Origin of the sequence: Saccharothrix sp. NRRL B-16348 (genome assembly GCF_001280085.1) — a bacterium.
Classification (GTDB): Bacteria; Actinomycetota; Actinomycetes; order Mycobacteriales; family Pseudonocardiaceae; genus Actinosynnema.
Map to the genome: position 1 here is coordinate 131,216 of NZ_LGED01000024.1, position 26,606 is coordinate 157,821.

Annotated in this window: 32 protein-coding genes; 8 read left to right on the forward strand and 24 right to left on the reverse strand. The window is 72.2% G+C overall.

The features are described 5' to 3' along the window. The first annotated feature begins 2 nt into the window (after positions 1-2). Together ADK67_RS05800 and ADK67_RS05805 are read left to right on the forward strand one after the other, a co-directional pair. Positions 3-338 (forward strand): PadR family transcriptional regulator, encoded by a 336-nt coding sequence (locus tag ADK67_RS05800; RefSeq protein WP_053715335.1) that lies wholly within the window; start codon positions 3-5, stop codon positions 336-338. Further along, positions 335-646, forward strand: coding sequence for a hypothetical protein (locus tag ADK67_RS05805; RefSeq protein ID WP_053715336.1), 312 nt, complete (start codon positions 335-337; stop codon positions 644-646). Before ADK67_RS05800 ends, ADK67_RS05805 begins: the two co-directional genes overlap by 4 nt. A gap of 4 nt (positions 647-650) precedes the next feature. Here ADK67_RS05805 and ADK67_RS05810 read toward each other — a convergent pair whose 3' ends face one another. Together ADK67_RS05810 and ADK67_RS05815 are read right to left on the reverse strand one after the other, a co-directional pair. Next, positions 651-908: a DUF4229 domain-containing protein gene (locus tag ADK67_RS05810; protein ID WP_269435981.1), complete on the reverse strand. Its 258-nt coding sequence runs from the start codon at positions 906-908 to the stop codon at positions 651-653. An 11-nt stretch (positions 909-919) separates the two neighbouring features. Next, entirely contained in the window at positions 920-1,387 is a 468-nt protein-coding gene (locus ADK67_RS05815; protein ID WP_053715338.1) for an Lrp/AsnC family transcriptional regulator, read from the reverse strand. A 110-nt stretch (positions 1,388-1,497) separates the two neighbouring features. Between ADK67_RS05815 and ADK67_RS05820 the strand changes: the two genes are divergently transcribed. Both ADK67_RS05820 and ADK67_RS05825 read left to right on the forward strand, forming a co-directional pair. Further along, positions 1,498-1,755, forward strand: a complete 258-nt coding sequence (locus tag ADK67_RS05820) for a BldC family transcriptional regulator (protein ID WP_231648027.1) — start codon at positions 1,498-1,500, stop codon at positions 1,753-1,755. 52 nt (positions 1,756-1,807) lie between these two features. Then, positions 1,808-1,987 (forward strand): hypothetical protein, encoded by a 180-nt coding sequence (locus ADK67_RS05825; protein ID WP_053715371.1) that lies wholly within the window; start codon positions 1,808-1,810, stop codon positions 1,985-1,987. Positions 1,988-2,029: 42 nt separating this feature from the next. Here the strand turns inward: ADK67_RS05825 and ADK67_RS05830 are convergent, their stop codons facing one another. The 4 genes from ADK67_RS05830 to ADK67_RS05845 form a co-directional block, all read right to left on the reverse strand. Continuing rightward, positions 2,030-3,469 (reverse strand): AAA family ATPase, encoded by a 1,440-nt coding sequence (locus tag ADK67_RS05830; RefSeq protein ID WP_053715339.1) that lies wholly within the window; start codon positions 3,467-3,469, stop codon positions 2,030-2,032. A 156-nt stretch (positions 3,470-3,625) separates the two neighbouring features. Further along, positions 3,626-4,564, reverse strand: a complete 939-nt coding sequence (gene ccsB / locus ADK67_RS05835) for a c-type cytochrome biogenesis protein CcsB (RefSeq protein ID WP_053715340.1) — start codon at positions 4,562-4,564, stop codon at positions 3,626-3,628. Then, positions 4,564-6,057: a cytochrome c biogenesis protein ResB gene (gene resB, locus ADK67_RS05840; protein ID WP_082403248.1), complete on the reverse strand. Its 1,494-nt coding sequence runs from the start codon at positions 6,055-6,057 to the stop codon at positions 4,564-4,566. Before resB ends, ccsB begins: the two co-directional genes overlap by 1 nt. 50 nt (positions 6,058-6,107) lie before the next feature. Continuing rightward, complete coding sequence (locus ADK67_RS05845) at positions 6,108-6,884, reverse strand: cytochrome c biogenesis CcdA family protein (protein ID WP_053715341.1); 777 nt, start codon at positions 6,882-6,884, stop codon at positions 6,108-6,110. Positions 6,885-7,078: 194 nt separating this feature from the next. Here ADK67_RS05845 and ADK67_RS05850 point away from each other — a divergent pair, with 194 nt between their 5' ends. Then, complete coding sequence (locus ADK67_RS05850) at positions 7,079-8,044, forward strand: M64 family metallopeptidase (RefSeq protein WP_053715342.1); 966 nt, start codon at positions 7,079-7,081, stop codon at positions 8,042-8,044. Positions 8,045-8,047: 3 nt separating this feature from the next. Here ADK67_RS05850 and ADK67_RS05855 read toward each other — a convergent pair whose 3' ends face one another. The 18 genes from ADK67_RS05855 to ADK67_RS05940 all read right to left on the reverse strand — a co-directional run bounded on the left by ADK67_RS05855 (position 8,048) and on the right by ADK67_RS05940 (position 23,474). Continuing rightward, positions 8,048-8,632, reverse strand: a complete 585-nt coding sequence (locus ADK67_RS05855) for a TlpA disulfide reductase family protein (RefSeq protein ID WP_053715343.1) — start codon at positions 8,630-8,632, stop codon at positions 8,048-8,050. Continuing rightward, on the reverse strand, positions 8,629-9,237 hold the full coding sequence (locus ADK67_RS05860; protein WP_053715344.1) for a histidine phosphatase family protein: 609 nt from the start codon (positions 9,235-9,237) through the stop codon (positions 8,629-8,631). Before ADK67_RS05860 ends, ADK67_RS05855 begins: the two co-directional genes overlap by 4 nt. 17 nt (positions 9,238-9,254) lie before the next feature. After that, positions 9,255-10,544, reverse strand: coding sequence for a glutamate-1-semialdehyde 2,1-aminomutase (gene hemL, locus ADK67_RS05865; RefSeq protein WP_053715373.1), 1,290 nt, complete (start codon positions 10,542-10,544; stop codon positions 9,255-9,257). Between the two features lie 11 nt (positions 10,545-10,555). Further along, entirely contained in the window at positions 10,556-10,903 is a 348-nt protein-coding gene (locus ADK67_RS05870) for a hypothetical protein (RefSeq protein ID WP_082403240.1), read from the reverse strand. 31 nt (positions 10,904-10,934) lie between these two features. Next, positions 10,935-11,417 carry a DUF3093 family protein gene (locus tag ADK67_RS05875; RefSeq protein ID WP_053715375.1) on the reverse strand — a complete coding sequence of 161 codons (483 nt, stop codon included), beginning with the start codon at positions 11,415-11,417 and terminating at the stop codon, positions 10,935-10,937. 22 nt (positions 11,418-11,439) lie between these two features. Further along, the gene (locus tag ADK67_RS05880; protein ID WP_053715345.1) at positions 11,440-11,973 is read right to left on the reverse strand and encodes a hypothetical protein; all 534 of its coding nucleotides are present in this window, start codon (positions 11,971-11,973) and stop codon (positions 11,440-11,442) included. Continuing rightward, positions 11,970-12,584, reverse strand: coding sequence for a hypothetical protein (locus ADK67_RS05885; RefSeq protein ID WP_053715346.1), 615 nt, complete (start codon positions 12,582-12,584; stop codon positions 11,970-11,972). The genes ADK67_RS05880 and ADK67_RS05885 overlap by 4 nt, the downstream gene beginning before the upstream one ends. Before the next feature lie 17 nt (positions 12,585-12,601). Further along, the gene (locus ADK67_RS05890; RefSeq protein ID WP_053715347.1) at positions 12,602-13,003 is read right to left on the reverse strand and encodes a hypothetical protein; all 402 of its coding nucleotides are present in this window, start codon (positions 13,001-13,003) and stop codon (positions 12,602-12,604) included. Then, complete coding sequence (locus tag ADK67_RS05895) at positions 13,000-13,560, reverse strand: hypothetical protein (protein WP_053715348.1); 561 nt, start codon at positions 13,558-13,560, stop codon at positions 13,000-13,002. Before ADK67_RS05895 ends, ADK67_RS05890 begins: the two co-directional genes overlap by 4 nt. A 77-nt stretch (positions 13,561-13,637) precedes the next feature. After that, on the reverse strand, positions 13,638-14,204 hold the full coding sequence (locus ADK67_RS05900) for a hypothetical protein (RefSeq protein ID WP_053715349.1): 567 nt from the start codon (positions 14,202-14,204) through the stop codon (positions 13,638-13,640). Beyond that, positions 14,201-15,178 (reverse strand): porphobilinogen synthase, encoded by a 978-nt coding sequence (gene hemB / locus ADK67_RS05905; protein ID WP_053715350.1) that lies wholly within the window; start codon positions 15,176-15,178, stop codon positions 14,201-14,203. The genes ADK67_RS05900 and hemB overlap by 4 nt, the downstream gene beginning before the upstream one ends. A 228-nt stretch (positions 15,179-15,406) precedes the next feature. After that, positions 15,407-16,939: a uroporphyrinogen-III synthase gene (locus tag ADK67_RS05910; RefSeq protein ID WP_053715351.1), complete on the reverse strand. Its 1,533-nt coding sequence runs from the start codon at positions 16,937-16,939 to the stop codon at positions 15,407-15,409. A 14-nt stretch (positions 16,940-16,953) separates the two neighbouring features. Then, positions 16,954-17,895, reverse strand: coding sequence for a hydroxymethylbilane synthase (gene hemC, locus ADK67_RS05915; protein ID WP_053715352.1), 942 nt, complete (start codon positions 17,893-17,895; stop codon positions 16,954-16,956). Then, positions 17,892-19,214: a glutamyl-tRNA reductase gene (locus ADK67_RS05920; protein WP_053715353.1), complete on the reverse strand. Its 1,323-nt coding sequence runs from the start codon at positions 19,212-19,214 to the stop codon at positions 17,892-17,894. Before ADK67_RS05920 ends, hemC begins: the two co-directional genes overlap by 4 nt. A gap of 34 nt (positions 19,215-19,248) precedes the next feature. Next, on the reverse strand, positions 19,249-20,004 hold the full coding sequence (locus ADK67_RS05925; protein ID WP_157619946.1) for a redox-sensing transcriptional repressor Rex: 756 nt from the start codon (positions 20,002-20,004) through the stop codon (positions 19,249-19,251). A 155-nt stretch (positions 20,005-20,159) separates the two neighbouring features. Continuing rightward, positions 20,160-21,671, reverse strand: coding sequence for a molybdopterin-dependent oxidoreductase (locus ADK67_RS05930; protein ID WP_053715354.1), 1,512 nt, complete (start codon positions 21,669-21,671; stop codon positions 20,160-20,162). Between the two features lie 73 nt (positions 21,672-21,744). Next, complete coding sequence (locus tag ADK67_RS05935; protein WP_197289301.1) at positions 21,745-21,981, reverse strand: glutaredoxin family protein; 237 nt, start codon at positions 21,979-21,981, stop codon at positions 21,745-21,747. Between the two features lie 5 nt (positions 21,982-21,986). Next, complete coding sequence (locus tag ADK67_RS05940; RefSeq protein WP_053715378.1) at positions 21,987-23,474, reverse strand: AMP-binding protein; 1,488 nt, start codon at positions 23,472-23,474, stop codon at positions 21,987-21,989. Positions 23,475-23,645: 171 nt separating this feature from the next. On the opposite strand from ADK67_RS05940, the gene ADK67_RS05945 reads away from it, so the two are divergent. The 3 genes from ADK67_RS05945 (at position 23,646) to ADK67_RS05955 (ending at position 26,411) form a co-directional block, all read left to right on the forward strand. Then, positions 23,646-24,299: a sigma-70 family RNA polymerase sigma factor gene (locus tag ADK67_RS05945; protein WP_082403241.1), complete on the forward strand. Its 654-nt coding sequence runs from the start codon at positions 23,646-23,648 to the stop codon at positions 24,297-24,299. Between the two features lie 102 nt (positions 24,300-24,401). Beyond that, the gene (locus tag ADK67_RS05950; RefSeq protein ID WP_053715355.1) at positions 24,402-25,484 is read left to right on the forward strand and encodes a DUF5667 domain-containing protein; all 1,083 of its coding nucleotides are present in this window, start codon (positions 24,402-24,404) and stop codon (positions 25,482-25,484) included. A gap of 39 nt (positions 25,485-25,523) precedes the next feature. After that, entirely contained in the window at positions 25,524-26,411 is an 888-nt protein-coding gene (locus tag ADK67_RS05955; RefSeq protein ID WP_082403242.1) for an HAD family hydrolase, read from the forward strand. The last annotated feature ends 195 nt before the right edge of the window (positions 26,412-26,606 follow it).

Genomic DNA, 26,606 nt, shown 5'->3' on the forward strand with positions numbered 1-26,606 from the left:
CCGTGGAACCACTCGGACGCATCGGAGCGGCCACGGTCGACGTGCTGGAAGTGCTGCTCAAGAGCGACCAGCCGCGCTGGGGCCTGGAGATCATCAAGCTGACCGGGCGCCCGTCCGGCAGCGTCTACCCGCTGCTCGACCGCCTGGAACGGGCCGGGTGGGTCACCTCGTCCTGGGACGACGACAGCGAACGCCGCGGACCGCGCCGCCGGATGTACGTGCTCACGCCCGGAGGCGCCCAGGAGGCGGTCAAGGCGTGCGCGAAAGCCGCCGGCCGAGCCGGCAACCGGACGAAGGCCAGGTCCGTGCCCGTCACCCGACCGGAGGTCGCCCGATGAGCAGACTCACGACCCGACTCGCCCTGACCGTGGTCGCCGCCGCCGCCCTGCGGCTCCCGCGCGGTCAGCGGGACCGCTACCTGGAGCAGTGGCGCGCCGACGTCGAAGGCGCCCGTGAGCTGGGCCTGAACCCGCTCGGCGTGGCGTTCGGCGCGCTCCGGATCGCGAACCGGGAGCGCAAGCCGGTGATGCTGCCGATCGGCCCGTTGGCGCTGGCCCTGCGCCTGCGCGAGAGCACGAACTTCGGCGCGGTGCTGGCCGTGATGGTGCTGGCCAACCTCGGCGGGGCGATCCTGCTGGTGGTGTGAGGCGCTAGGCGGCGTCGCCGCGCAACTGGGCGCGCAGCTTCTCGCGTTCGGCGCGGCGCACCGCCTGCTTCTCCTCCAGGCCCTGCGCGACCCGCTTGCGCAGCCCGCTGAACACGAACAGCGACAGCGGCAGCGCCACGACCACGCCGACGGCGAGCGCGACCAGCAGCGGCACGTCGACGAGCACGAGCAGCGCGGTGACCGCGGCGACCATGCCCAGGCGCGCGCCGATGTAGAGCGTCACATCACGACCCAGGTGCACGGTTGACCAGGTTACGCGTCGTCCGCGGGACCGGCCGCCGCGGTGTTCGGACGGCCCTCGAACCGGGTGGACAGCACGACCGTGGTGCGCGTGCGCGCGACGCCCTGGATGCGCCGCAGCCGGCCGAGCGAGCGCTCCAGGTCGTCGACCGTGGCGACCCGCACCTTCACGATGAACGACTCGTCGCCCGCCACCCGGTAGCACGACTCGACCTCGACCAGCTCGGCCAGCGCGACGGCCAGCTCGTCGTCGTCCGCGGTGTCCGTGGGGTGGATGCTGACCAGCGCGGTAACGCCGAGGCCGACGGCGCTCGGGTCGACCACGGCGTGGTAGCCGACGATCACCCCGGTGGTTTCCAGCTTGCCGACCCGTTCGTGCACGGCGGAGGCCGAGAGGCCCACCTTGCGGCCGAGGTCGGCGTAGGTGGCCCGGCCGTTCTCCCGCAGGGCGGCGATGATCTGGCGATCAAGAGCGTCCACCGGTCACAGCGTAGGCCCACCGACCACGATGTCCGAACCGCACGCTTCGTCCCTTACTACCTCTTTACCATCACCCAAGCGTTCGAGTACCCGATGGGTGGGGTGCCACGATGCGTCCGGTACGTCTGTACGCCATCGGGGAGGATGCCGTGACCGTGACGCAGGGACACCAGGGGGAACGCCTGCTGACGCCGGGTGAGGTCGCGAACTTGTTCCGGGTAGACCCGAAGACGGTCACCCGCTGGGCCACCGCGGGCCGGATCGGCTCGATCCGCACGCCAGGGGGCCACCGCAGGTTCCGCGAGTCCGAGGTCCAGCAGTTGTTGTCCCAGCTGACGACGGAGGCGACCGAACCCGTCCGACACTGACGACGTGCACCTCCGGGACACGGGTAATCTCGTGGCAAAGGAGGTGGCGACCATGCTCTACCTGCTCGCGGTGATCGGTGCGCTCACCATCGCCGTGCTGCTGTGGCGTGCGTTCGGACCGAACCGGGTCGATACCGCCCCCAGTCGTCGAATCGTGGCGCCGGACGACGACCCGGACTTCCTGCGCAAGCTCGGTGAGCAGCGCAAGAAGAAGCCGGACGACGAAGAGTGACAACGGTGGGGCCTCGCTCCGAGGCCCCCTCGTCGTGACGGGCTAGTTGTTCGGGAAGTCGTCGGCCACGGTGGCGGCGAGTTCCAGCAGCGCGAGCCTCGTGTCCGGGGCGAGCTTGTCCAGCTCGATCTCCGCGCCCTCTTCCAGGTGCGTGTCGAACGGGATCCGCACCACGGCGCGGCAGCGCTGGGCGAAGTGCGCGGCCAGCTTGTCCAGGTCGACCTTGCCCGAGCCGGGCCGCACCGAGTTGATCACCGCGACGGACTTCGCGACCAGGTCGCGGTAGCCGTGCGCGTCGAGCCAGTCGAGCGTCGCCGCCGACGTCTGCGCGCCGTCCACCGAGCCGGACGACACCAGCACCAGCGAGTCGGCCTGGTCGAGCACGCCCTTCATGGCCGAGTGCATCAAGCCGGTGCCGCAGTCGGTGAGCACGATGTTGTAGAACAGCTCCAGCAACGAGATCGTGCGCAGGTAGTCGAGGTCGCTGAACGCCTCCGACACGGCCGGGTCCTGCTCGGACGCCAGCACTTCGAGGCGGCTGGGCGACTGCGAGGTGTACGCGCGCACGTCGCTGTACCGGGTGATCTTCGACGCGTCGCGCAGCAGGTGCCGCACCGTCGCCGTGGTCTCCCTGGGCACCTTCAGCGCCAGCGTGCCGCGGTCGGGGTTGGCGTCCACCGCGATGACCCGGTCGCCGCGCAGCGAGGAGAACGTCGAGCCGAGCGTGGTCGTCGTCGTGGTCTTGCCGACGCCGCCCTTGAGGCTCAGCATGGCGATCTTGTAGCACCCGCGCAGCGGCTGGTTGATCCGGCCGATCAGCTCACGCCTGCGGACGTCCGCGGGGCTCTCGCCGAGGTTGACCAGACCGCCGGTGACCGAGTGCACGGTCTTGCGCCAGCCGGACTGCGGCGGGCGCTTCGCGCGCTTGATCAACTGCTGCGAGGACACGTCGCTGGCGTTGGCCGCCCGCTGCGGTTGCTGCTGCGGCTGGACGCTCTGCGGGAAGTTGTTGGGGAACCCGCCCTGGTACTGCTGCGGTCCCGCCTGGTGCGGGCCGGACTGGTTCGGGCCGGGGTACGGACCGGACTGGCCGCCCGACACCTGGTACGCGCCCGACTGGCCGCCGGACACCGGGTACGGCCCCGACTGCTGGCCGGAGACCGGGTACGCGCCGGACTGGCCGCCGGAGACCTGGTACGACCCGGACTGCTGGCCCTGCACGGGATACGACCCCGACTGCTGCCCCTGCACGGGGTAGGGGCCGGACTGCTGGCCCTGCGCCGGGAACCCGCCCGACGGGGGTCCGGTCACCGGGCCGGACTGCGCCGGGTCGAGGTAGACGGTCTGGGGGTCGACGTAGTGGGCACCCGATCCCGGCTCGACCTGGTAGCCGCCCGACTGGTTCGGGTTGGGCTGCTGCTGCCCTTCCGCTCCGGCCGGCTGCTGCCACGACGGCTCAGGATTCTCGTAGCGACCGGTCACCGCTGGGGTCCTCCCTGAGCGAAGCGGATCGAGACCTCCCCGACCCCACGCGTCCGACGGTAGTCGGCGACCAGTGGTTCCACGACACTGGGTGTTCGTCCACCCCGAGCCCGTGACATGGGTGGACGAACACCGCGTACCTCGTGGTCTACGGGATCAGCCGACACCGGCGTACGAGTGCAACCCAGTCGTTACGAGGTTGATGAAGAACAGGTTGAACACGGTCAGCGCGAAGGCGAACGAGTTGATCCAAGCGGCGGGACGGCCGCGCCAACCGGCCGTCGCCCGCGCGTGCAGGTACCCCGCGTAGACGACCCACGACACGAACGCCACGGTCTCCTTGGGGTCCCAGCCCCAGAACCGGCCCCACGCCGACTCGGCCCAGATCGCGCCGCAGATGATGCCGATGGTGAACAGCGGGAACGCGAACACCGTGCTGCGGTAGGCGAGCCGGTCCAGCACGTCGGCCTCGGGCAGCTTGCGGAACCTCGCCCGGCCCGAGGACTTCAGCAGGTACATCACGCTGGCCACACCGGGCACCAGCAGCACGCCGCTGGAAATCGAGATCACCGACACGTGCACCACGAGCCAGTACGACTGCAACGGAGGCGTCACGGGAGCGGCGTCGGCGTAGAGGACGGTGCCACCGAGGAACATCAGGATCACGATCGGCACCAGCACGAACCCGCCGAGCCTGCGCACCGGGAACTTGCGGACCAGCACCAGCCACGTCACCACGCCCGCGAGCGTCAGCAGCGAGCCGTACTCGTACATGTTGCCCCACGGCGCGCGCTCGGTCGCGAACCCGCGCAGCACCAGCGAAGCGAGGTGCAGCCCCGCGCCGAGGACGTTCAGCGCCAAGCCCATCCGGCCCAGGCGTTCGACGCGGGACAGCTCCGGCTTGACCACGAGACCCGGCGTCCACGTGCCGTCGGCCTGGGCGCCGCCGGCGGCGACCAGCTCGCGTTCCTTGGCCTTCTCGGGCCGGGCGAACGCCGCCTCGCACAGGTACAGCACGGCGGCGAAGAAGTAGATCGCCACGGCCGCGCCGTAGGTCCAGTCGCTGTACGTCGCCAGGGTCGCGTTGACCGGCATCAGCTCTCCTTCTCGTAGGCGAGCAGGTCCCGGGACAGGGAGGTGAACTCCTCGCCGTACCCGGCCTGATCAGTGCGCGCGAGGCCGCCGACCTCGACAACGGTACGCCCGTCCTCCTGCGGCGCGGCCCGCACCCAGACGCGGCGGCGCTTGATGCTCAGCGAGACGGCCAGACCCAGGATGACCAGCACCGAGAACACCAGCACCCACACCTGCGTGGGGTCGTGGGACACCTGCAGCGACACCCAGTCGCGGACGCCGTCGAAGCGGATCACGGTGCCGTCGTCGAGCGTCAGCTGCTCGCCCTGCTTGAGGTTCTGCCGGGCGACCTTGGTCAACTTGCCGTCCCGCACCATCTTCTCGTCGATGGAGAAGATCGACTGGCCGCGGCCGGAGTCGGTGCCGAGGTCGCCGCGGTAGACGTCGATCGCGACCGCCGGGTCGTTCGCGGCGGGGAACGCGGAGTCGAGCAGCTCGCCCTGGAAGGCGGCGGTCGGCGCGAGCAGGCCGGTGATCGCGAGCTGGCTCTTGCGGCGCTGCTCGGCGTCCGGCACGTTCGGCGGGTCGAACTTCGTCGCGCCCTCCGAGGCGAGCGTGACCTGGTCGACCGGGCGCCACTGGGTGGCGCCGGTGCGGGTGTCGCCGTTGGGGAACGTGACGGTGAACAGCGGCGTGTAGCCGTGGCCGAGGAGGTAGAGCCGGTCCCCCGCGGTGCGCAGCGGGCTGTTGACCTCCAGCGGGTACGGCCGCCAGGTGCCGGTCTCGAGGTCCGCGCCGGACTGGTACTGGATGGCGGCGTGGAAGCTCTCCGCCTGGCCGTTGTGCAGGAACGTGGCGTCGAAGTCGTCGACCTTCACGCAGAACTGGTTCAGCTGCGTGCCGTCCACGCGCAGACCGGGGCGGAACGTGTCGTAGTTGTAGACGCCCGAGTTGCAGAACTGGCCGCCGTTCGCCTGCACGATGACCTGGCCCTCGTAGCCGAACATCTTGCCCAGCGCGAACGCGACCAGCAGGCCCAGCAGGGAGAAGTGGAACACCAGGTTGCCGGTCTCGCGGAGGAACCCGCGCTCGGCGCTGATCGTGCGGCTGCCGTCCGGCTCGTCGCGGGTGACCGTGCGCCAGCCCTTGAGCCGGCGTTCGGCGTGCTCGATGACCGCCTGCGGTGACGAGGTGGTGTCGGCCGACGCGTGGTGCGGCATGCGGGCCAGGTTGCGCGGCGTGAGCACCGGCTTGGCCCGCATCTGCTTGAAGTACTCCCACGTGCGCGGGAGCAGGCAGCCCACCAGGGACACGAACAGCAGCACGTAGATCGCGGAGAACCAGAAGCTCGCGTAGACGTCGAAGAACTGCAGCTCGTCCAGCAGCCGGCCCCACCAGCCGTGCTCGGCGATGTACTCGTCGACCTTGAACGAGTTCAGCGAGCGCTGCGGCAGCAACGCGCCCGGCATCGCGCCGAGGGCGAGCAGGAAGAGCAGGGTCAACGCGGTGCGCATGGCCGTCAGGCCGCGCCACGTGTTGCGCAGGAAGGCGAGGATGGTGCGCACTACAACGGCAGTTTCAGGTCGTTGATGACGGCGTCGCGCAGCCAGTTGACGAACTCGCCCCACAGGCCGGTGACCAGGGCGACGCCGACGGCCATCAGCAGCACGCCGCCGAACACCTGCACCTGGCGGACGTGCGAGCGCAGCCAGCCGGTCGTCCGGACCGCCCAGCGCGCGCCGAGCGCGATGAGGATGAACGGCAGGCCGAGGCCGAGGCAGTAGGCGAGCACGAGGACCGCGCCGCGGGCGGTGGTCGAGCCGACCTCGGTGCTGCGGGTCAACGCCAGCACGCCGGTCAGCGTCGGGCCCAGGCACGGCGTCCAGCCGAGCGCGAACACGCCGCCCAGCAGCGGCGCGCCGAACAGGCCCGCGCGGGGCGTGCGGTGGACGCGGACGTCGCGCTGGAGGGCGGGGACGAGCCCGATGAACACCAGTCCCATGGCGATGGTGATGACGCCGCCGACGCGCTGGAGCAGGTCGCCCTGGACCCAGAACAGGTCGGTCAGCCCGAGCACCACGAACGACATCAGCGCGAACACGATCGTGAAGCCGAGCACGAACAGCAGCGCGGCGCCCGCGACCCGCCAGCGGCCGGTCTTCCTCGCCTCGCCGTCCTGGACCGCCGGTGCGTCCGCGCCGACGAGGCCCGCGAGGTACGCGAGGTAGCCGGGGACCAGCGGGACGACGCACGGCGAGGCGAACGAGATCGCCCCGGCCAGCACCGCCACACCGGTCGCGAGCAGGATCGGGCCGGAGGTGGCCAGATCGGTCGGGTTCACGCGTTCAGGGTAGGTATCCACCACTTGACGCCGCGCACCGGCATCCCTTACGGGCGACCCAGATCACAAGCCGGCGGTGGTCTGGTTGGCCTCACGGCAGAGGTCACGCGGAGGCCCATTACCCATCTCAGTGAATGTTTAAACCCGACCATCAACCCTTGTGGGTTAGTGGTCAACTCCATAGCGTGACTTTCATGCGCGCACACCGGCTCACCTTGCCCGTGCTGGCCGTCGCCTTCGCCGTCGTCGCCGCTCCCCTGCCCGGCGGCGCCGCGGAGTCCGGCGGTCCCGGCGTGGAGTGGGTGGAGGTCTTCTCACCGGACGGCACGATCTCGCGGACGCCCGTGCCGGTCGCCGTCGAGACCAGGGCCGCGCCCGAGGCGGTCGCCGCCGACGTGGTGGCCATCCAGGAGACCGGCGCGCCCGACCAGCGGTTCGACCTGGTCTTCGTCGGCGACGGCTACACGGCCACCGAGATCGGCGTCTTCCACGACCACGTGGTGAGCAAGTGGACGGAGCTGGCCGCCGTCGAGCCGTTCCGGTCCTACCGCCAGTACTTCAACGTCTGGCAGGTCAACGTCGTGTCGAACGAGTCCGGCGTGGACCACGACCCGACCCTGGGCACGGCCCGCGACACGGCTCTCGACATGGGCTTCTGGTGCCAGGGCCGCGACACCCAGACCGAGCGCCTGCTGTGCGTGAACCAGACCAAGGCAGGCCAGTTCGGCGCGCTCGCGCCGCAGGCCGACCAGGTCATCGCGCTCGGCAACACCGCGAAGTACGGCGGCGCGGGCGGCGGCGTGGCGACCGCGGCGGGCGCGAACGACCAGGCCGGGCAGATCGCCGTGCACGAGCTGGGCCACTCGATCGGCAAGCTGGCCGACGAGTACGACTACCCGTACGACCAGTACAGCGGCGCGGAGCCGACCGAGGTCAACGTGACCGCGGACCCGACCGGCGCGAAGTGGTCGGCCTACCTCGGCCAGACGTCGCCCGACGGCGGCGTGGTCGGCGCGTACGAGGGCGCCCGGTACTACAAGCTCGGCCTGTACCGACCGACCGACAACTCGATCATGCGCACGCTCGGCCGGGAGTTCAACCTGATCGGCCGGGACGCGATGATCGACGCGTTCAAGGCGAAGGTGCCCGAGCTGCGGTGACCGTCAGGACTCCGCGGCCAGGTCCTTGACCAGCGGCACCAGGTCCGAGGCGATCACGGCGCCGAGGAACGCCGCCGCCACCCGGTGCTGCTTGTCCAGCACGAACGTGGACGGCACGGCGTTGGGCGGCACCCCGCGGAACGCCAGCATCGCCCGGCCCGACTCGTCGTAGATCGACGGGTAGCTGAGCTTCCGGTTGGCCATGAAGTCCCGGGGCGACTCGGTCGAGCTCTCCTTGACGTCCACGCCCAGCACCTGCACGCCGAGCGGCCCGGTCTCGTCCTGCACCTTCTGCAGCTCGGGGGCCTCGGTCCGGCACGGCCCGCACCACGCGCCCCAGATGTTGACGATCACGACCTTGCCCGCGTAGTCGTCCAGGGAGACGGTCTTGCCGTCCTCCATCAGACTCGGCCCGGCCAGCCCCTTGACGCTCTTGCGCTCGTCGCCGTCGTAGCGCAGCTTCGTCTCGCCGTTGGGCGCGACGAGCTGGAACTCCGAACCGGCCACCACCGCGTCGTCACCGGTCGTGCAGCCGGTGAGGAGCAGGAGCGCCACCGCGAGGCTTGCGAGGGGAGAAAGGGCCCTCATGCCCCGGTCACCCTCGGGTTCGTCGCGCCGACCGGCTCGGTGTAGACGACCCGGACCAGCTGCTCGCCCTCGAACACGAGGCTCGTCAACGACGCCAGCGAGCACTCGCGGCGCCGCGGGTCGTGCCACATCCGCTTGCCCTCCAGGAACCGCCGCAGCGTCCAGATCGGCAGCTGGTGCGACACGCACACGGCCTCGTGGCCCTCGGCCACCGACCGGGCCCGCTGCACCGCGCCGAGCATCCGGTGCGCGATCTCCAGGTACGGCTCGCCCCACGACGGCCGGAACGGGTTGACCAGCTTGGGCCAGTGCTTGGGCGAGCGCAGCGCGCCGTCGCCGACGGCCACCTTCAGGCCCTCGAACTTGTTGTCGGCCTCGATCAGCCGCGCGTCGGTGTCCAGTTCGAGGCGGTGCGAGTCGGCGATCGGCGACGCGGTCTGCTGCGCCCGGTCCAGCGGGGAGGCCACGACGTGCGAGATGTCGTGGTCGGCCAGGTGCTCGGCCACGGTCAGCGCCTGCTTCTGGCCCCGTTCGGACAGCTTGAAGCCGGGCAGGCGGCCGTAGAGGATGCCGGTCGGGTTGTGCACCTCGCCGTGCCGCAGCATGTGGACGACTGTTCGGCTCACTGGGTCGCCTCCGCGGCGGCGCGGGCGGCGTGCGGCAGGGCGTCGGCGATGACCTCGAAGTCGTCGTCGGTCATGGCCGCGTTGACGAACCACGCCTCGAAGGCGCTCGGCGGCGCGTACACCCCGCGGTCGAGCAGGGCGTGGAAGAACGCTGGGAAGCGCCACGTGTCAGCTCGCTGGGCGCCCGCGTAGTCGGTGACATCGGCGTCGGTGAAGAACACGCTGACCAGGTTGCCGGCGAACTGGACGCGGTGCGCGACGCCCGCTTCGGTGAGCGCGGCGGTGAACAGCGCGCCCAGGCGCGTGGCGTTGGCGTCCAGGGTGCGGTAGACGTCGTCGGTGGCGGCGCGGAGCGTGGCCAGGCCCGCCGCCACCGCGACCGGGTTACCGGACAGCGTGCCCGCCTGGTAGACGGGGCCGGCCGGGGCGAGCTTCGACATCACGTCGGTCCGGCCGCCGAACGCCGCCGCGGGCAGGCCGCCGGACATGACCTTGCCGAACGTGTAGAGGTCGCCCGCCACGTTCTCCAGGCCGTACCAGCCGGCGCGGGACACCCGGAAGCCGGTCATGACCTCGTCCATGATCAGCAGCGCGCCGTGGTCCTGGCAGAGCTGCTTGAGCTCGGCGTTGTGCCGGGGTGCGATCGCGCCCATGTTGCCCGCCGCGGCCTCGGTGATCACGCAGGCGATCTCGTCGGGGTGGTCGGCGAACGCCTGGCGGACGGCCTCCAGGTCGTTGTAGGGCAGCACGAGGGTGTCGGCCGCCTGCGCGCCGGTGACGCCGGGCGAGGTGGGCAGGCCGAGGGTGGCGACCCCGGAGCCCGCCTGGGCGAGCAGCGCGTCCACGTGGCCGTGGTAGCAGCCGGCGAACTTGACGATCTTGCGGCGCCCGGTGAAGCCGCGGGCCAGCCGGATCGCGCTCATGGTGGCTTCGGTGCCGGAGTTGACCAGCCGGACCTGGTGCACGGGGGCGACCCGGTCGATGATCTCCTCGGCCAGCTCGATCTCGCCCTCGGTGGGCGTGCCGAACGACAGGCCGTGCACGGCCGCCTCGCGGACGGCGTGGACCACGTCCGGGTGGGCGTGCCCGAGGATCATCGGGCCCCACGACGACACCAGGTCGACGTACCGGTTGCCGTCGGCGTCCCACAGGTGCGGGCCCTCGCCGCGCACCATGAACCTCGGCGTGCCGCCGACCGAGTGGAATGCCCGCACCGGGGAGTTCACGCCACCGGGGATCACCGCCGCCGCGCGCTCGAACAGTGCCTGGGATCGCGTCGCTGTCACGTCGTCCAGTCTCACACGTCGGGTTCTTCGCCCTGCTCCCGACCACGGGTGCGCACGGCGAGCACGGTCTGGCGCACGGCGTCGAGCAGCAGCACGCCCGCGATCGTGACCAGGCCGACGGACGCGCCGATCCAGTTGCCCTTGAAGCGGGTCGACTCCAGCGGCGGGTGGTCGGGCAGGGGGTAGCTGTAGTGCACGACGCCCCGGTTCCAGCACCACACGGCGAACGGCACGAGCAGTGCGATGAGCACCACTTCGCCGACCGCGATGAGCGCGCGTCTCGGCTGGTGCAGCGCGGGCGCGCCGGGTTCCGGCTCGGGTTCCGGCACGGTCTCGGTCTCGACGGTGGCCGCAGTCACGTCCGTCAGCCTCTCACGTCCGGGCCCGTCGTCACTCTTGCGTGGCACTGTGCCCACCGCCACTGCCGCTCGGCCCGCCACGGCGGGTGCTCAGCAGCTTCACGATCGCGGCCCGGAGCGCGTCGGCGTCGCGTGCCCAGCCCATCACCACCGTGCCGTCGGCGAGCCGGATCGGCACCGGCTCCGTGCCGCGGGGCAGCGACCAGGCGCCGCCGAGCACCTTCGCGCCCGCACGCGGCTCGACGCCCTCGACCTCGGCGACGTCGCGCAGGGGCAGTTCCTCGCGGCCCTGGTGGAGGGCGGCGGGCGTGAGGCGCACGGCGAACAGGCGACGGCGGCCCTGCACCCAGAGCGCGGTGGGCAGGAGCAGGAGCAGCGCGACGACGAGCCACAGGAGCGGCCGGGTGGAGCCGGTCAGCCCTTCGACGCCGAACCCGAGCACGGCGAACACCGGTCCCCACAGCAGCGGCCACCAGGACGTGCCCGTTTCGGTGTACAGGGTCGGCTGGTCCACGCTCGGCTGCTCCACGGTCGTGCTAGCCCAGGTTGCCGGAGAAGTACTGCCTCGTGCCGGGCAGGAAGCTGAAGACGGACGCGGCGGCGGGCAGCGCCAGCCGCAGCACGATCACCACCCAGGTGAGCGGACCGGTGTCGCCGTCGCGGGCCGCGACGATCGCGGCGGCCAGCGCGAGGATGCCGATGACCAGCGCGCCGCCGCACAGGCCGAGCCGCGCGTGGTAGTTCCCGCCGAGCAGGAGGACGGCCCCCCAGACGCACGCGATGGCCAGGCACGTGCTCGCGAACAAGGCCATGATCGACCCGAAACCGGCGATCGTGCCGTCTTCGTCGAGCGTGCGCACGACCGAGCCGACCGGCCAGGAGAGCGCGGTCAGGATCCAGAGGACGAACGAGACGACGACGGCGGTGGGTCGGACCAGCGCGGTGGTGTGCTGGTCGACGTTGCGCATCTGCCCGGGGTACGGGGACTGGAACGGCGGCTGCGGGCCCGCTTGCGGGTACTCGACTGGCCGCATCGGCTGGCTGTACGGGTCGAACGGCGGCTGCGTCATCTCGTCACCGACCTGGTGTAGGCGTTCGACGCGGGCAGGTACATCGCCACGAACCCGAGCGCGCAGACACCGAGGAACGCCCACGACCACACCACGCCGACCACCCAGTCCACGTGCGGCAGGCCGCCGGAGGCGAACCCGAGCATCGCGAGGAGCCCGAAGGCGCCGACCGGCAGGCTGAGGGCGGTGAGCAGGATGCGCGCCCAGTTCCGGCCCGAGCGGAGCTTGGCCGCGGCGATCACGAACGGCACGGACAGCACCGCGAGCCCGAGCGCGAACAGCACCGGCGTCAGCCGCGCGGCCACGTCCGCCTCGCCCCTGGTCAACGAGTCGCCCTCGGCCGCGGAGTCGCGCACGAGGTCGGCCGCCAGCCCGTCGATCCCGGTGTAGAACACGCCGGGCAGCGCGATGACGACGAGCACGGCGCCCGCGATCCAGCACCAGGAGGCGACGGTGGCGGTGACCGGGCGGCGCGGCGCGTAGTCGTCCGGGCCGACCGGCGGCATGGGCGCGGGCAGCTGGAAGCCGGGCGGCAGGGGCGCGTCGGCCTGCCCCTGGCCCGGCAGGTCCACGTGGTGGAAGGGCGAGGCGAACGGATCCGGTTCGGGCATGGGGTTCTCCGCAGGGGTCAGTGCTGCTTCACCCACTGTGCCGTACCGGGGAGCCACGTGAACGCCAAACCGACAGCGATCAGCAGCAACGTCACCAGGTTCACCGCGCTGGCACCCGGCAGCACGATCCACAGCACGTGCAGCACGGCCACGCCGGTGAGCACACCGCGTGACCACCGCCTGCCCTGCCGCAGGAGCCGGCCGAACAGGCCGTAGCCGACCGTGAAGACCAGCGCGACGACGGTCAGCTGGACGAGCAGCCCCGACACGGCGGCCGGGTCGTCGCCTGCACGGGCGGCGGCCTGCTCGAACTCGTCCCGGCGCAGCCACAGCACGACGTTCTCCAGCACCAGGAACACGCCGAGGGCGAGCCACACCGCGACCGCGCCGCGCACCACCGCGGGCGGCTGCCCGGTCATCCGGCCCGTTTCACCGAGTCGAAGTAGGCCTTCGAGGCGGGCAGGTACAGCGTCACCACGGCCGCGGCCACGACCAGCACGATGACCAGGCCGACCAGCGAGAACCCGATCAGGTGGTAGAGGAACACCGCCGCGCCGAGCACGGTCAGCGCGATCCGCGCCCAGTTGCGGCCCGCCCGGGCCTTCATCGCGAAGAACACCATCAACGCGGCCAGCACCACACCGATGATCACGAGGAACACCAGGATCGCGGTGACGGTGGACTCCAGCTGCTCCACCGTGATGCCCGGCGTCGCCGGTGCCCGGCGTGCCTCTTCGAGGGCGGCGTCGCGCTGGGTGAGCACCAGCGCCGACGACACGACCAGCAGGATCGCGCCCGCCAGCCAGAGGAAGAAGGACAGGCGGACTTCCTTCGGCTCCGGCACCGCGGGCCGCTGCTGCCCGTATCCGGCCAGCTCCGAGTCGCTCAGCGGCGGCGGCGCCGGGGTGTAGGGCTGCTGCGGCGGCGTGTACGGCTGCTGCGGAGGCCGGTTCTCAGGGTCCTGTGGGGTCGTCACGTTGGGAAACGCTAGGGCCCGGTCAAGGTCGTTGTCCACCGTGACAGGCAGTGGCTGCAGACCTGTGACCTGCGACCTCAGGCGGTGGGCGTGACGCCGGGAGGACCGAGGTGGCGCGGCGGTTCGGCGGGGCGCGTCTTGAAGTAGCCCGCGACCGAGGTCTGGTACATCAGCGCCACGGCGGCACCGTCGATGAGCATCGTGACCACGCCGAACGCCAGGTCGACGGCGCTGACCGACAGACCGAACGCCGCGGCGAAGCCGGAGGCGGCGGCGACCAGCCGCACCACGCCCATGAAGATCCCGGCCACGGCGATGATCGTGAGCACGACCCGCGCCCAGTTGCGACCGGCGGCCATCCGGTTCGCCAGCAGCGTGTACACCAGGACCAGGCCGACCGCGAGGAGGAGGCCGAACAAGATGCCTCCGGTCGCGGCGGCGTCCAGCTCGTCCTGGCTGAGCTTCGGCTGCTGCGCGCGCAGCTCGCGGATCAGCATCTCCCGGTCGGCCAGCAGCACCATGAACCGGACCATGCCGACCACGGCGCTGAGGATGAACAGCCACCGCGCGAGGTCGATCAGCTTGGGCGGGGTCGGCTTGGGAGCCTTCGCGCGGGCGGCCCGCGCGGGGGTCGGTGACGTCATTCCCGGTCCAGCCAGCCCGCGGCTTCGACCGCCCAGTAGGTGAGCACGATGTCCGCGCCGGCCCGGCGGATCGACGTGAGCGTCTCCAGCACGGTCCGCTCGCGGTCGATCCAGCCGTTGCGGGCCCCGGCCTCGACCATCGCGTACTCGCCGGAGATCTGGTACGCGGCGACTGGCACGTCGGAGATCTCGGAGACGGCCTTGAGCACGTCGAGGTACGGCAGGGCGGGCTTGACCATGACCATGTCGGCGCCCTCGGCGAGGTCGAGCGCGACCTCGCGGAGCGCTTCACGGGCGTTGGCCGGGTCCTGCTGGTAGGTCTTGCGGTCGCCCTTGAGCTGCGATTCGACGGCGTCGCGGAACGGGCCGTAGAGGGCGGACGCGTACTTGGCGCTGTAGGCGAGCACGCCGGTGTCGGTGTGGCCGGCTTCGTCGAGGGCGGCGCGGATGAACCCGATCTGGCCGTCCATCATGCCGCTCGGGCCCACGACGTGTGCCCCGGCTTCCGCCTGGGCGACGGCCATCTCGCCGTAGACCTCGAGGGTGGCGTCGTTGTCCACGGCGCCGTCCGGGGTGAGGACCCCGCAGTGGCCGTGGTCGGTGAACTCGTCCAGGCAGCAGTCGGACATCAGGACGGTCGCGTCGCCCAGTTCGTGGCGGAGGTCGCGCAGCGCGGCGTTGAGGATGCCGTCCGGGTCCGTCGCGCCGGAGCCGACGGCGTCGCGCTCGGAGGGGACGCCGAACAGCATGATCCCGCCGACACCCGCCTGGACCGCTGCCACGGCGGCTTTGCGCAGCGATTCGCGGGTGTGCTGGAAGACACCGGGCATGCTCTGGATCTCGGTCGGCGCTTCCGCGCCTTCCTTGACGAACATGGGCAGCACGAGCTGGCGCGGGCGCACGGTGGTTTCGCTGACCAGGCGGCGCATGGCCGGCGTGGTGCGCAGGCGGCGGGGGCGGTGGGTTGGGAACACGGCGGGTACTCCCTGTTGCTTCAGGCAGGTCCGGATTGCTTCGTGGGCAAGTCCGGCTCGATTTGACATGGGGCCCTTACGAGCACCCCAGGCAGGCCGCAGCCGGCAGGCCCGGCGGGGAAGAGCGTCCCGCCAAGCCTGCCGGCTCCGACCAGCCTAAGGCACTCGAACCCATGTCAAATCGGGCCTAGGTGCGCCGGTTCCGGATCCGTTGTGGTCTCCGTCGGGTCAGGAACGGCGGAGTCGCTTCGTCTTGCGTGGGGGCGGGAGGGCGCCTTCTGCCCTCAGCCTCGCGGCGTGCTGTGCGAGGGCGTCGACGAGGGCGGGGACGTTGGCGTCCTCGGGTTGGACGTCGACCCGGAGGCCGAACTCGCGGGCCGTTTCCGCGGTCTGCGGGCCGATGCACGCGACCAGGGTGCGTGCGTGTGGCTTGCCCGCGATGCCGACCAGGTTGCGGACCGTGGAGGACGAGGTGAAGCAGACCGCGTCGAAGCCACCCGACTTGATCATCTCGCGGGTGTCCGCGGGCGGCGGGGCGGCGCGGACCGTGCGGTAGGCCGTGACGTCGTCGATCTCCCAGCCGCGTTCCCGCAGGCCGGCCGCCAGGGTTTCGGTGGCGATGTCCGCTCGCGGGAGCAGGACTCGGTCCACCGGGTCCAGTATGTCGTCGTACGGCGGGAAGTCCGCGAGGAGACCCTCGGAGGACTGCTCGCCGGACGGGACCAGTTCCGGGATGATGCCGAAGCTGCGGACCTTGGCCGCCGTCGACTCGCCGACGCAGGCGATCTTCACGCCGGAGAACGCGCGGGCGTCCAGGCCGAACTCGCGGAACTTCTCCCAGACCGCTCGGACGGCGTTGGTCGAGGTGAAGACGACCCACTGGTAGCGGCCGTCGACCAGGCCCTTCACCGAGCGCTCCATCTGGGCGGGGCTGCGCGGTGGCTCGACGGAGATGGTCGGGACCTCGACCGGGATCGCGCCGTGGGAGTGCAGCCGGTCGCTCATCGCGCCCGCCTGTTCCTTGGTGCGCGGGACGAGGACCCGCCAGCCGTAGAGGGCGCGGGACTCCCACCAGGAGAGCTTCGGCCGGCCGGCCACGGCCGCGCCGACGGTGACGATCAGCGGACCGCCCAGGTCGCCGGCGTCGGCGGCCAGGGAGGCGAGCGTGGTGTCCACGGTGCGCTGGCCGAAGCCGGTGCCGTCGCAGGTCACCGCGACCGGGGTCTGCGGTGCCACGCCGTTCTCGACGAGCGACGAGGCCGCCTCGGCCAGGTGGCCGCCGGTGGCGTGCAGGACGAGCGTCCCCGGGGCGGCGGCCAGGCCGGACCAGTCGGTCACGCCCCGGACGTCGGCCTCGGTGTGGACGGCGCCCAGTGCGACGCCGGCGTAGGCCGGCACCGCGGTGCCGGCCGGGACGCCGGGCACCACGTCGAAGGCGATCGTGGTCTTGGAGACGGCCTGGGCCTCCTTCACCACGGAGTCCAGGGTCAGCGGGTCGCCGGCTACGAGGCGGACCACAGCGTGGCCGTTCTTCGCCTCGGCGACCAGGTCCTTCGCGACGTCGGCGGGATCGCCCACGGCGGGTCGCACCTCGACGCCGTCGGGTACCAGCGCCACCACCTCGGCCGGGACGTCCGGGTCCGTGACCACGAGCTCCGCCTTGTGGAGCAGGTCGCGGGCCCGGACCGTGAGCAGCCCGGTGTCGCCCGGACCTGAGCCGACGAACGCGACTCGGCCGGGGGTCTTGCGTGCGCGGGTCATCAGGGCACTCCCCATCAACTACGCCCCGCCGGCGACGCGGTGGCGTGGCCGGAGAGGTCGAGCAACTCGGCGGCCAGCGCGCGGCCGAGTTCCTCTGCTGCGGTCAAGTCACCGGTGGCGGACGCACGGAGGAGGTCGCCGTCCTCCGTCGCCATGACCCCGCGCAGGGACAGGCGGAGAACCACGGCCCCGTCGTCGCTGAGGTCTTCCACCACATCGGCCAGTGCGCCGACCGGCGCGCTGCAGCCTGCTTCGAGCGCGGCCAGGAGGGCACGCTCGGCAGCCACAGCGGCCCTACTGGCCGAATCGTCCAGAGTGGACTGGAGGAGGTGTTCGGTGTCGACGTCGTCGACCCGGCACTCCACTGCGAGGGCGCCCTGTGCGGGCGCGGGGAGCATCTGGATGGGCTCCAAGGTCTCGGTGATCTCGGCGGTGCGGCCGAGGCGGGCGATGCCGGCGCGGGCGAGCACGACGGCGTCCAGCTCGCCGTCCGTCACCTTGCGGATGCGGGTGTCGACGTTGCCCCGGAGGCCGACCACCTCGATGCCGAGGCCGAGGGCTTCGAGCTGCGCGGCCCGGCGCGGCGAGCCGGTGCCCACCTTCGCGCCGGTCGGCAGCTCGCCGAGGGTCAGGCCGTCCCGGGCGACCAGCGCGTCGCGCGGGTCCTCCCGGAGCGGGACGGCGGCCAGCGACAGCCGCTGGTCGGGGGCCGTGGGCAGGTCCTTGTACGAGTGCACGGCGACGTCGATCTCGCCGTTCGCGAGCGCGTCGCGCAGCGCCGAGGTGAACACCCCGATGCCGATCTCGGCGATGGGTGCGGACGAGCGGTCACCGGGCGTGGAGATCGTGACGATCTCCACGGTCGCGCCCGCGTCGCGCAGCGCGTCGGCCACGTGGCCGGTCTGCGCGAGCGCGAGCGCGCTGCCGCGGGTGCCGATCCTCAGGGTGCGGTTCACCGCTTCTCACCTTTGGGTTGCGTCGAATGGGGTGTGCTGACGGCGGACGGCGCCTGCGGGTCGAGCCCGAACAGCTCGCGCAGCGCCTCGGCGTAACCGGCCCCACCGGGCGCCGCGGCCAGCTCCTTCACCCGCACGGTGGGGGTGTGCAGGAGCTTGTCCACCACCCGGCGCACGGTCTTGGCCAGCTCGTCGCGGACCGGGGCGGGCAGTTCGGGCAGCCGCGAGTCCAGCCGCAGGAGTTCGGCGTCCACGACCTCGGCGGCACGCTTGCGCAGCGCCGTCACGGTGGGCGTGACCCCGGCCGAGCGCTGCCCGGCCAGGTAGGCGCGGACCTCCTCGGCCACGATCTCCGCCGCGCGCAGCGTGCCCTGCCCGGTCGGGGCGTCGGACAGCCTGCGCTGGAGGGTCTCCAGGTCGACCACGCGGACGCCGTCGAGCAGCGTCGCCGCCGGGTCGACGTCCTTGGGCAGGCCGAGGTCGCAGACGACCAGCGGCCGGTCCGGCGCGCGGTCGCCGATGTGCTCCGCGCCGACGACCGTGCCGACGGACCCGGTGCACGCGAACAGCACGTCGGCCTTGGCGATCTCGTCGGCGAGGCCGTCCAGGCCGGTCGAGGTGGCGCGGACGCCGTCCGCGCGCAGGGCCGTGGCCAGGCGTTCGCCGTTGGCGGGTGTCCGGTTGGCGATGACGACGTCGCCGATGCCGGCGCGGCGCAGGTGGGCGGCGGCCAAGCCGCCCATGGAGCCCGCGCCGACGATCATGGCGGTGCGTCCTTCGAGACCACCGAGGGCGGCAGCGGCGTCCGCGAGCGCTTCGGAGACGACGGACGCGCCCGCGTGGTCGATGTCCGTCTCGGTGTGCACGCGCTTGCCGACCCGCAGGGCGTGCTGGACCAGCTCGTGCAGCGTGCGGCCGACCACGCCCTGCTCGTCGGCGGCGTTGTAGGCGTTGCGCAGCTGGCCCAGGATCTGGGCCTCGCCGACCACCATCGAGTCGAGGCCGCCGGCCACCGAGAACAGGTGCTCGACCGCGGCGGCGGAGTAGTGCACGTACAGGTGTTCGAACAGGTCGGCGGGCTCGGCTCCGGCTTGGCGGGCGAGCACCTCCACGACCTCGTTCATGCCGCCGTGGAACGTCTCGACGACCGCGTACACCTCGACCCGGTTGCAGGTCGACAGCAGCACGGCCTCGGACACGCTCGGCGCCGTCAGCAGCTGGTCGAGGACCTTGCCGCGGTCGGCGTCGGCGACCGCGACGCGTTCCAGCACGGGAACCGGGGTGGTCCGGTGGGACAGACCGACGACGAGAACGCTCATGCCGTCACCACCGATCGGCTCACTACCCGCACGATCACGGGCGAATCACCACCCCGTCCACACCGATGCCGTTGACCACGTCACCGGCGGCCTCGTCAGCCCGTCGCGCGACGTGGAACGACAGGATCTGCATCTCGACCGCCAGGTCGACCTTGCGCACTTCGACGTAGTCCGGCACTTGGAGCACGACGGGTGCGAAGTTCAGGATGCACTGGACTCCGGCGGATACCAAACGGTCGCAGACGGCCTGAGCTGCCTGTGGGGGTGTCGCGATGACCCCGATCGAGACCTCGCGCTCCGCGCAGACCGACGTGATGTCGTCGATGTGGTTGACCGGAATGCCGCCTACCGGCACTCCCGTCAGGTCCGGGTCGATGTCGAACAGCGCGGCGACCGGGAAGCCGCGGCTGGGGAAGCCGCCGTAGTTCGCCAGCGCGTGACCAAGATTACCGATGCCGACGACCGCCACCGAGTGCTTGCGGGTGAGGCCGAGGATCCGTTCGATGTGGCTGACGAGCACCTCGACGTCGTAGCCGACGCCGCGCGTGCCGTACGAGCCGATGTAGGACAGGTCCTTGCGGAGCTTGGCCGAGTTCACCCCGGCCGCGCCCGCCAGTTCCTCGCTGGAGATGGTCGTCACGCCCTGCTCGACCATGCCCGAGAGGACGCGGAGGTAGACCGCGAGCCGCGCCACCGCCGCCTCGGGAATCGCGCGCGCCCGCTCCCGGACGTCGGCGGGCGCTTCCGGGCTGGTCACGACACCGTCACCCTCGCCCCGCTGAGCCGCCACGCTGGAACTCCTCGACATCCGTCGCACTGACCCGCCGGGTACCGCCACCAGCGGAGTGATGCACCCACCGTACCGCTTGTGAACGCTTGCACAAAGTCGGCGGCCGGGCGCCGGCCCCCGTGGGGTGAATTCCCGTTCGCCCCCGTTCGGGTGATTCAGTCGACGGTGAAGAAGACGCTGTGCCAGCCGGTCGCGCCGTCGGGGATCGGGGCGACGCGGGCCTGCGGCTGGGTGAAGCCGGACTTGTCGGTGGCGCGCGACTCGATGGTGTGGCCGCCGGGCGGCAGGTCGAGCTCGACCCGCCACATGCGCCACGTCGACCCGTTCACGTCGTCGGCCAGGGTCGCGGTCCGCCACGGGCCGCCGTCGACCCGGACCTCGACCTCCCGGACGCCGGTGGGCTGGGCCCACGCCACGCCGGTGGCCACGACCCGGCCGGAGGCGGTGGACCCGCGTTCCGGGCGGTCGATCCGGGACATCACCTTGACCGGCGCCTTCCGCGCCCACGCGCGGTCCAGCCAGTAGCCCCGCCTCGCCTCGAACGTGGTCAGCTCCAGGTCGACGACCCACTTCGTGGCCGAGACGTAGCCGTAGAGACCGGGCACGACCAGGCGTGCCGGGAACCCGTGCTCCAGCGGCAGCGGCTCGCCGTTCATGCCGAGGGCGATCAGCGCGCCGCGCTCCTCCTCCAGGACGACGTCGACCGGCGAGCCCGCCGTCCAGCCGTCGGCGCTGGTGGAGAACAGCTGGTCGGCGCCGTCGCGGACGCCCGCCTCCAGCAGCACGTCCCGCAGCGGCACGCCCACGAAGTTCGCCGTGGAGATGTAGGGGCCGCCGACCTCGTTGGACACGCAGACCATGGTGACCGTGCGTTCGACCAGGTCACGGCGGCGCAGGTCGTCGTAGCGGAGGTTCAGCTCGCGGTCGACCAGGCCGTGCACGCGCAGCACCCAGTCCTCGGCGCGCACGCGCGGCACGCTCAGCGCGGTGTCGATCCGGTAGAAGTCCGCGTTCGGCGTGATGAAGGTGGGCGTGCCCTCGGCGGCGAAGTCCGCGCCCGGCGGGATGGGCGGTGCGGGCGAGGCGGGTTCGAGCGCGCCGACGGCCCGTCGTGACGCCTCGACGTCCACCCGGCTGCCGGCGGCCTGGCCGACCAGGGCGGCGAGACCGGCGCCCGCGGCGGTCGCGCCCGAGGCGATGAGGAACGCGCGCCTGCCGTCGGCCGGGCCGGTGGCCTCGGTGTGGCCGGTGGCCTTGGTGTGCAGCCACCGGAAGACCACGACGCCGGCGGCCAGGGCCGCGACGGGGGCGAGGACGCCGAGTTGGCCCAGGTCGGGCCGGTACAGCACGGCGGCGACGCCCAGCAGGCCGAGCACGCCGGCCAGGACCGTGCCCGGCAGCGGCGAGCGGCGGGACAGCAGGCCCGCGCCGACGGCCGCGACCAGCAGGACCGCGGCCATGCCGAGCAGCAGCACGAGCTTGTCGTGGGTGCCGAACGCGCGGACCGCGAAGTCCTTCACCGCGCTCGGCGTGAAGTCGATCGCGGTGTTGCCCACCGCGAGGAACGGTGAGGCCGACGGCCCGACCACGGCCGCGACGAGGTGCCCGGCCGCGAGCGCGGCGGCCACGCCGAGGACTCCGATGAGGGCGGCGGTCGAGCGGTTCATGTGCTCAATTCGACACCCTCGGGACGCCGGCCGGCCGATTCCGTAAGCGGCCGGTAATCGTCGGCCCCGGGTCTCAGCGCAGGGCGGCGCGCAACCGGTCCTCCTCGACCGACCAGTACCCGTGCTCCTCGCCGTCGACCAGGATCACCGGCACGCGGTCGCCGTACTCGGCGCGCAGCTCCCGGTCGGCGTCGACGTCCCGCACGTCCCACGGCACGCCCAGCTCGCCGCAGATCCGCTCCAGGTCGGCTTTCGCCTGCTCGCAGGCGTGGCAGTCGACGCGGCTCATCAAGGTGACGTGGTGGCTCACGACGTTCAGGCTAGGGGTAGGCGCAGCCGGGCCCGCGCGAGCTTGCCGGTCGGCGAGTGCGGCAGCGCGTCGGCGAACTCGACCACGGTCGGCACCTTGAACTTCGCCAGCCGGCCGGCGCAGTGGTCCTTCACCGCGTCCTCGGTGAGGTCCGCGCCCTCGGCGGGCACCACGACGACCTTCACCGACTCGCCGGTCCGCTCGTCCGGCACGCCGACCGCCGCCGACTCGGCCACGCCGGCCAGCTCGGCCACCACCTGCTCGACCTCGTGCGGGTAGACGTTGAAGCCGTTGACGATGATCAGGTCGCCCGCCCGGTCGACCAGGTGCAGGTCGCCGTCCGCGTCGAGGTAGCCGACGTCGCCGGTGCGGAACCAGCCCTCGGCGTCCGGGCCGTGCGCGCCGTCCGGCCAGTAGCCGCTGAACAGGTTGTCGCCCTTGGCCGCGACCAGGCCGGTGCCGGGCTCGTCCTCGTCCTGGTCCAGCGGCCGGCCGTCGGTGTCGACCAGCCGGACCAGCACGCCGGGCAGCGCGCGGCCGACCGAACCGGCCTTGGGCACGCCGCCGGCCAGGGTCGTGGTCAGCACGGGGCCGGTCTCGGTGAGGCCGTAGCCCTCGTAGACGGGCAGGCCGACGGCGTCGCGCATGGCGTCGAGCAGGCCGGCGGCCAGGGGCGCGGCGCCGGAGGTGAACAGGCGCACGGTGGCCAGGTCGGCGCGGAGCCGTTCGACGGGCTGGGCGAGGATCGCCGCGTACATCGGCGGCACGCCGACCAGCGTCGTCACCCGGTGCTCGCGGATCGCGGTCAGCGCCCGGTCCGGGTCGAACCGCTCCAGCAGCACGGCCGTCGCGCCCGCGCCCGCCACCTGGAGCAGGCCGGGGCCGAGGCCGTAGACGTGGAACAGCGGCAGCGCCAGCAGCACCCGGTCGCCCGCCGTCACCGGCGCGGGGCGCAGGGACGCGCACTGCTCGACGTTGGCCAGCAGCGCCCGGTGCGACAGCATCGCGCCGCGCGGCGAGCCGGACGTGCCGGAGGTGTAGCCGAGCACGGCCAGGTCCTCGCCCGAGCCGATCGCGGGGAACTCCTCGCCCGGCTCCATCGCGGGCGCGGGCAGCACCTCGACGTCCGCGCCGCCGCCGTCGCCGATGAGGAGCTTCGCGCCGCTGTCCGCGACCAGGCGCTGCAACTCGCGCGTCGGCTGGCCGGGACCGGCGGGCACCAGCACGCCGCCCGCGCGCAGCACGCCGAACACGGCGACGCAGAAGGCGGGACCGGTGGGCAGCCGCACGACGACCCGGTCGCCGGGTTCGACGCCAGCCCGGACGAGCCGGTGCGCCTCGCCGTCGACGGCGGCGTCGAACTCCGCCCACGTGTAGCTGCTCGCGGTCGGATCCTCGCCGGAGGCCGTGACATCCACCAGTGCGACGTGCTTGGGTCCACGGTGCGCGGAGGCGCGAACCAGGTCGGCGATGTTGCTTGCGGGTGCGGTCAACGTGACCTCCTGGTGAACCACAGCGGACCTCCGCGCAGTCTGTCACGGGCGGGCGGCGTCACGCAGTGCCTCCGTCCGCGTCGCAGATTCGAGACCGGTTGCCGCTACCTACTACGGAGTAACAACACGTATGCTGCCGGCACGGCGACTCTGTGGAGGTGCCGCGAGCCGATGACCGCAAGGGCACGCGAGAACTCCGTCCGAACCATCCGGACGCTCCGCTCGAGGTGGAGTGCGGGAGGGCAGTCGAGCACGATCGAGAGCGTGGAGAGCAACGCGGCCGACGAGCCGTGGAACCTGGTCCGCGCCGCTCAGGGCGGCGACACGGACGCGTTCGGCGCGCTGTACGACCGGTACGTCGACGTGGTCTACCGGTACGTGCTCTTCCGGGTCGGCGACCGCACCCTGGCCGAGGACGTGACCAGCGAGACGTTCCTCCGTGCGCTGCGCAGCATCGGGTCCATCAGCTACCAGGGCCGCGACGTCGGCGCCTGGTTCGTCACGATCGCGCGGAACATCGTCTTCGACCACGTGAAGTCGAGCCGCTACCGGCTGGAGATCACGACCGCCGAACTGGCGGACAACCGCGAGGTCACGGACGGTCCCGAGCAGGAAGTGCTGACCGACGCGACCAACGCCGAACTGCTCCGCTGTGTCGCCCAATTGGGTGAAGACCAGCGTGAATGCATCACCCTCCGCTTCATCCAGGGCTTGTCCGTGGCGGAGACGGCGGCGAGGATGGGCCGCAACGAGGGCGCCATCAAGGCCCTGCAGCACCGAGCGGTGCGCCGGTTGGCCCAACTGCTGCCCACCTGGCTGCGGTGAGATCACCGTCGCACCACTCGACGTTCGCGTAACCCCGGGACCTCCCGGTTCGTTGTTCGGGGCAGGATCGCTCGAGACGTGCGGGATGGTTGGCCAAGCGGGATGGTAGGCAAGGGGATCACGCCGCTGTGGCGGCACAGGCAGCGCGAGCAGTTCGCCCGCGCGGTCGACGCGCATCCCGGGTCCGAGCCGGCCGAGGGCGACGAGCTCGCCGACGACCTGGCCGTGGTGGCACTCCTGCGGAAAGCCGCAGTCACCGCGGGCCCCGACGAGGCCGCCAAGGCGCGGATGCGGGCACGGGTGCTCGGCGCGGCCGAGCCGCCGCCCACCAAGCTCGACCGGCCCGTCCGGGAGCGCCGCGCCGGAGCGCGCGGCCGATTAGCGGTAGCCCTCGCCGCCGCGCTGTGCCTGCTGTTCTCGCTGGCCGGGATGAGCCTGCTGCTCAGCCGGGACGCGTTGCCGGGCGACGCGCTGTACGGCGTCAAGCGCACCGCCGAGTCGGCTTCGCTCGGCCTCACCTTCGACGAGGAGTCGAAGGGCCACAAACGCCTGGAGTTCGCCGCCGCGCGCGTCGCCGAGATCGAGACGCTGGTCGACCGGTACCGCGAGTCCGGCGGCGGACCGCTCGGCGGCTACCTGACCGCGCTGACCGACTTCGACGCCGACGCCGCGGCCGGTTCCCGCGTGCTGGCCGCGCTCGGCACGAACTCGGATCGGCGCGCCCTCGTGGAACTGCGCGACTGGGCAGGCTCGCAGGCCGCCCGGCTGGCCGAGTTGCGCGCGGCGCTGCCCACCGAGGCCGCCGACCGCGCGGACACGTCGCTGGAGCTGCTCGACCGGATCGCCGACCGCGCGTCCGCGCTGCACGCCAGGGCCGACTGCGCCTCCGTGACGTCGGGGCAGGTCGACCAGGTCGGACCGGTGCCGGCCGAGGACGAGTGCGCGGCCCCGCCCGTCGACCCCCGCACCTCGCCGACCGGCCTGCCGTCCGTGCCGCCGGCCCCGACCGACGTCGCGCCCACCACGTCCGGCAACACCCCGGGCGGCACGAGCACACCGGGTGGCGTGCCGGGCACCGGGACGCCGTCGCTGCCGTCCGCGCCGACCACCACGACGCCCGGCCCGCTGCTGCCGCTGCCCACGTTGACCCTCCCGTCGCTGCCGCTGCCCGGCCTCAGCGGCTGATCGCTACCCTGTCCCCATCGGACCGCGGGAGGCGCTGACGTGGTGAAAAGGCGTGTGGTGGAGGGCTCGGCGGAACGAGAGCGGCGTGCCGCCCTGGCCGGCGAGGCTTCGGCCGAGGCCGCAACGACGGTCGGGCCGTCCGGGAGCGCGCCCACCGACCTCACCGCCGCCGCCTTCTTCGACGTCGACAACACCATGATGATGGGCGCGTCGATCTTCCACTTCGCCCGCGGACTCGCGGCCCGCAAGTACTTCAAGAACTCCGACCTGGCCGGGTTCGCGTGGCAGCAGCTCAAGTTCCGGGTCGGCGGCCGGGAAGACCCGCAGAGCGTCGCGGCGTCCCGTGAGCAGGCGTTGTCGTTCGTGGCAGGCCGGTCGGTGGCCGAGCTGGTCTCGCTCGGCGAGGAGATCTACGACGAGCTGATGGCGGACCGGATCTGGGCGGGCACGCAGGCGTTGGCTCAGATGCACCTGGACGCGGGCCAGCGGGTGTGGCTGGTGACGGCCACGCCGGTGGAGCTGGCCCAGATCATCGCGCGCCGGCTCGGCCTGACCGGCGCGCTGGGCACGGTGTCGGAGAGCACCGACGGCATCTACACCGGTCGGCTGGTCGGTGACCTGCTGCACGGCCGGGCGAAGGCGCACGCGGTGCGGGCTTTGGCCGCGAAGGAAGGCTTGGACCTGCGCCGGTGCACGGCGTACTCGGACTCGGTGAACGACGTGCCGATGCTGTCGGTGGTCGGCACGGCCGTCGCCGTGAACCCGGACTCGGGCCTGCGTGAGACGGCCCGCAAGCGTGGCTGGGAGATCCGCGACTTCCGGACCGGCCGCAAGGCGGCCAAGATCGGCGTCCCGTCGGTGCTCGGTGCTGGGGCTTTGGCCGGCGCGGTCGCCGCCACCCTGGCCTACCGCCGCCGCGACCGATGACGTCCGGGCCGTCCGGTCGGCCGGTACCGCTGGTTTAAAGATCAAAAGCTTAAAAGCATGTCCTCGCCGGACGGGCAGATCAGCAGGATGACCCCCACTGCCCTGGTTCTGTGGCGGGTCCGTCGTTGGTGCGGGTTTCGTGTCATCCCACCGACCTCCCTCCGGGCTACCACACGTATCAAGGGGGCAGCCATC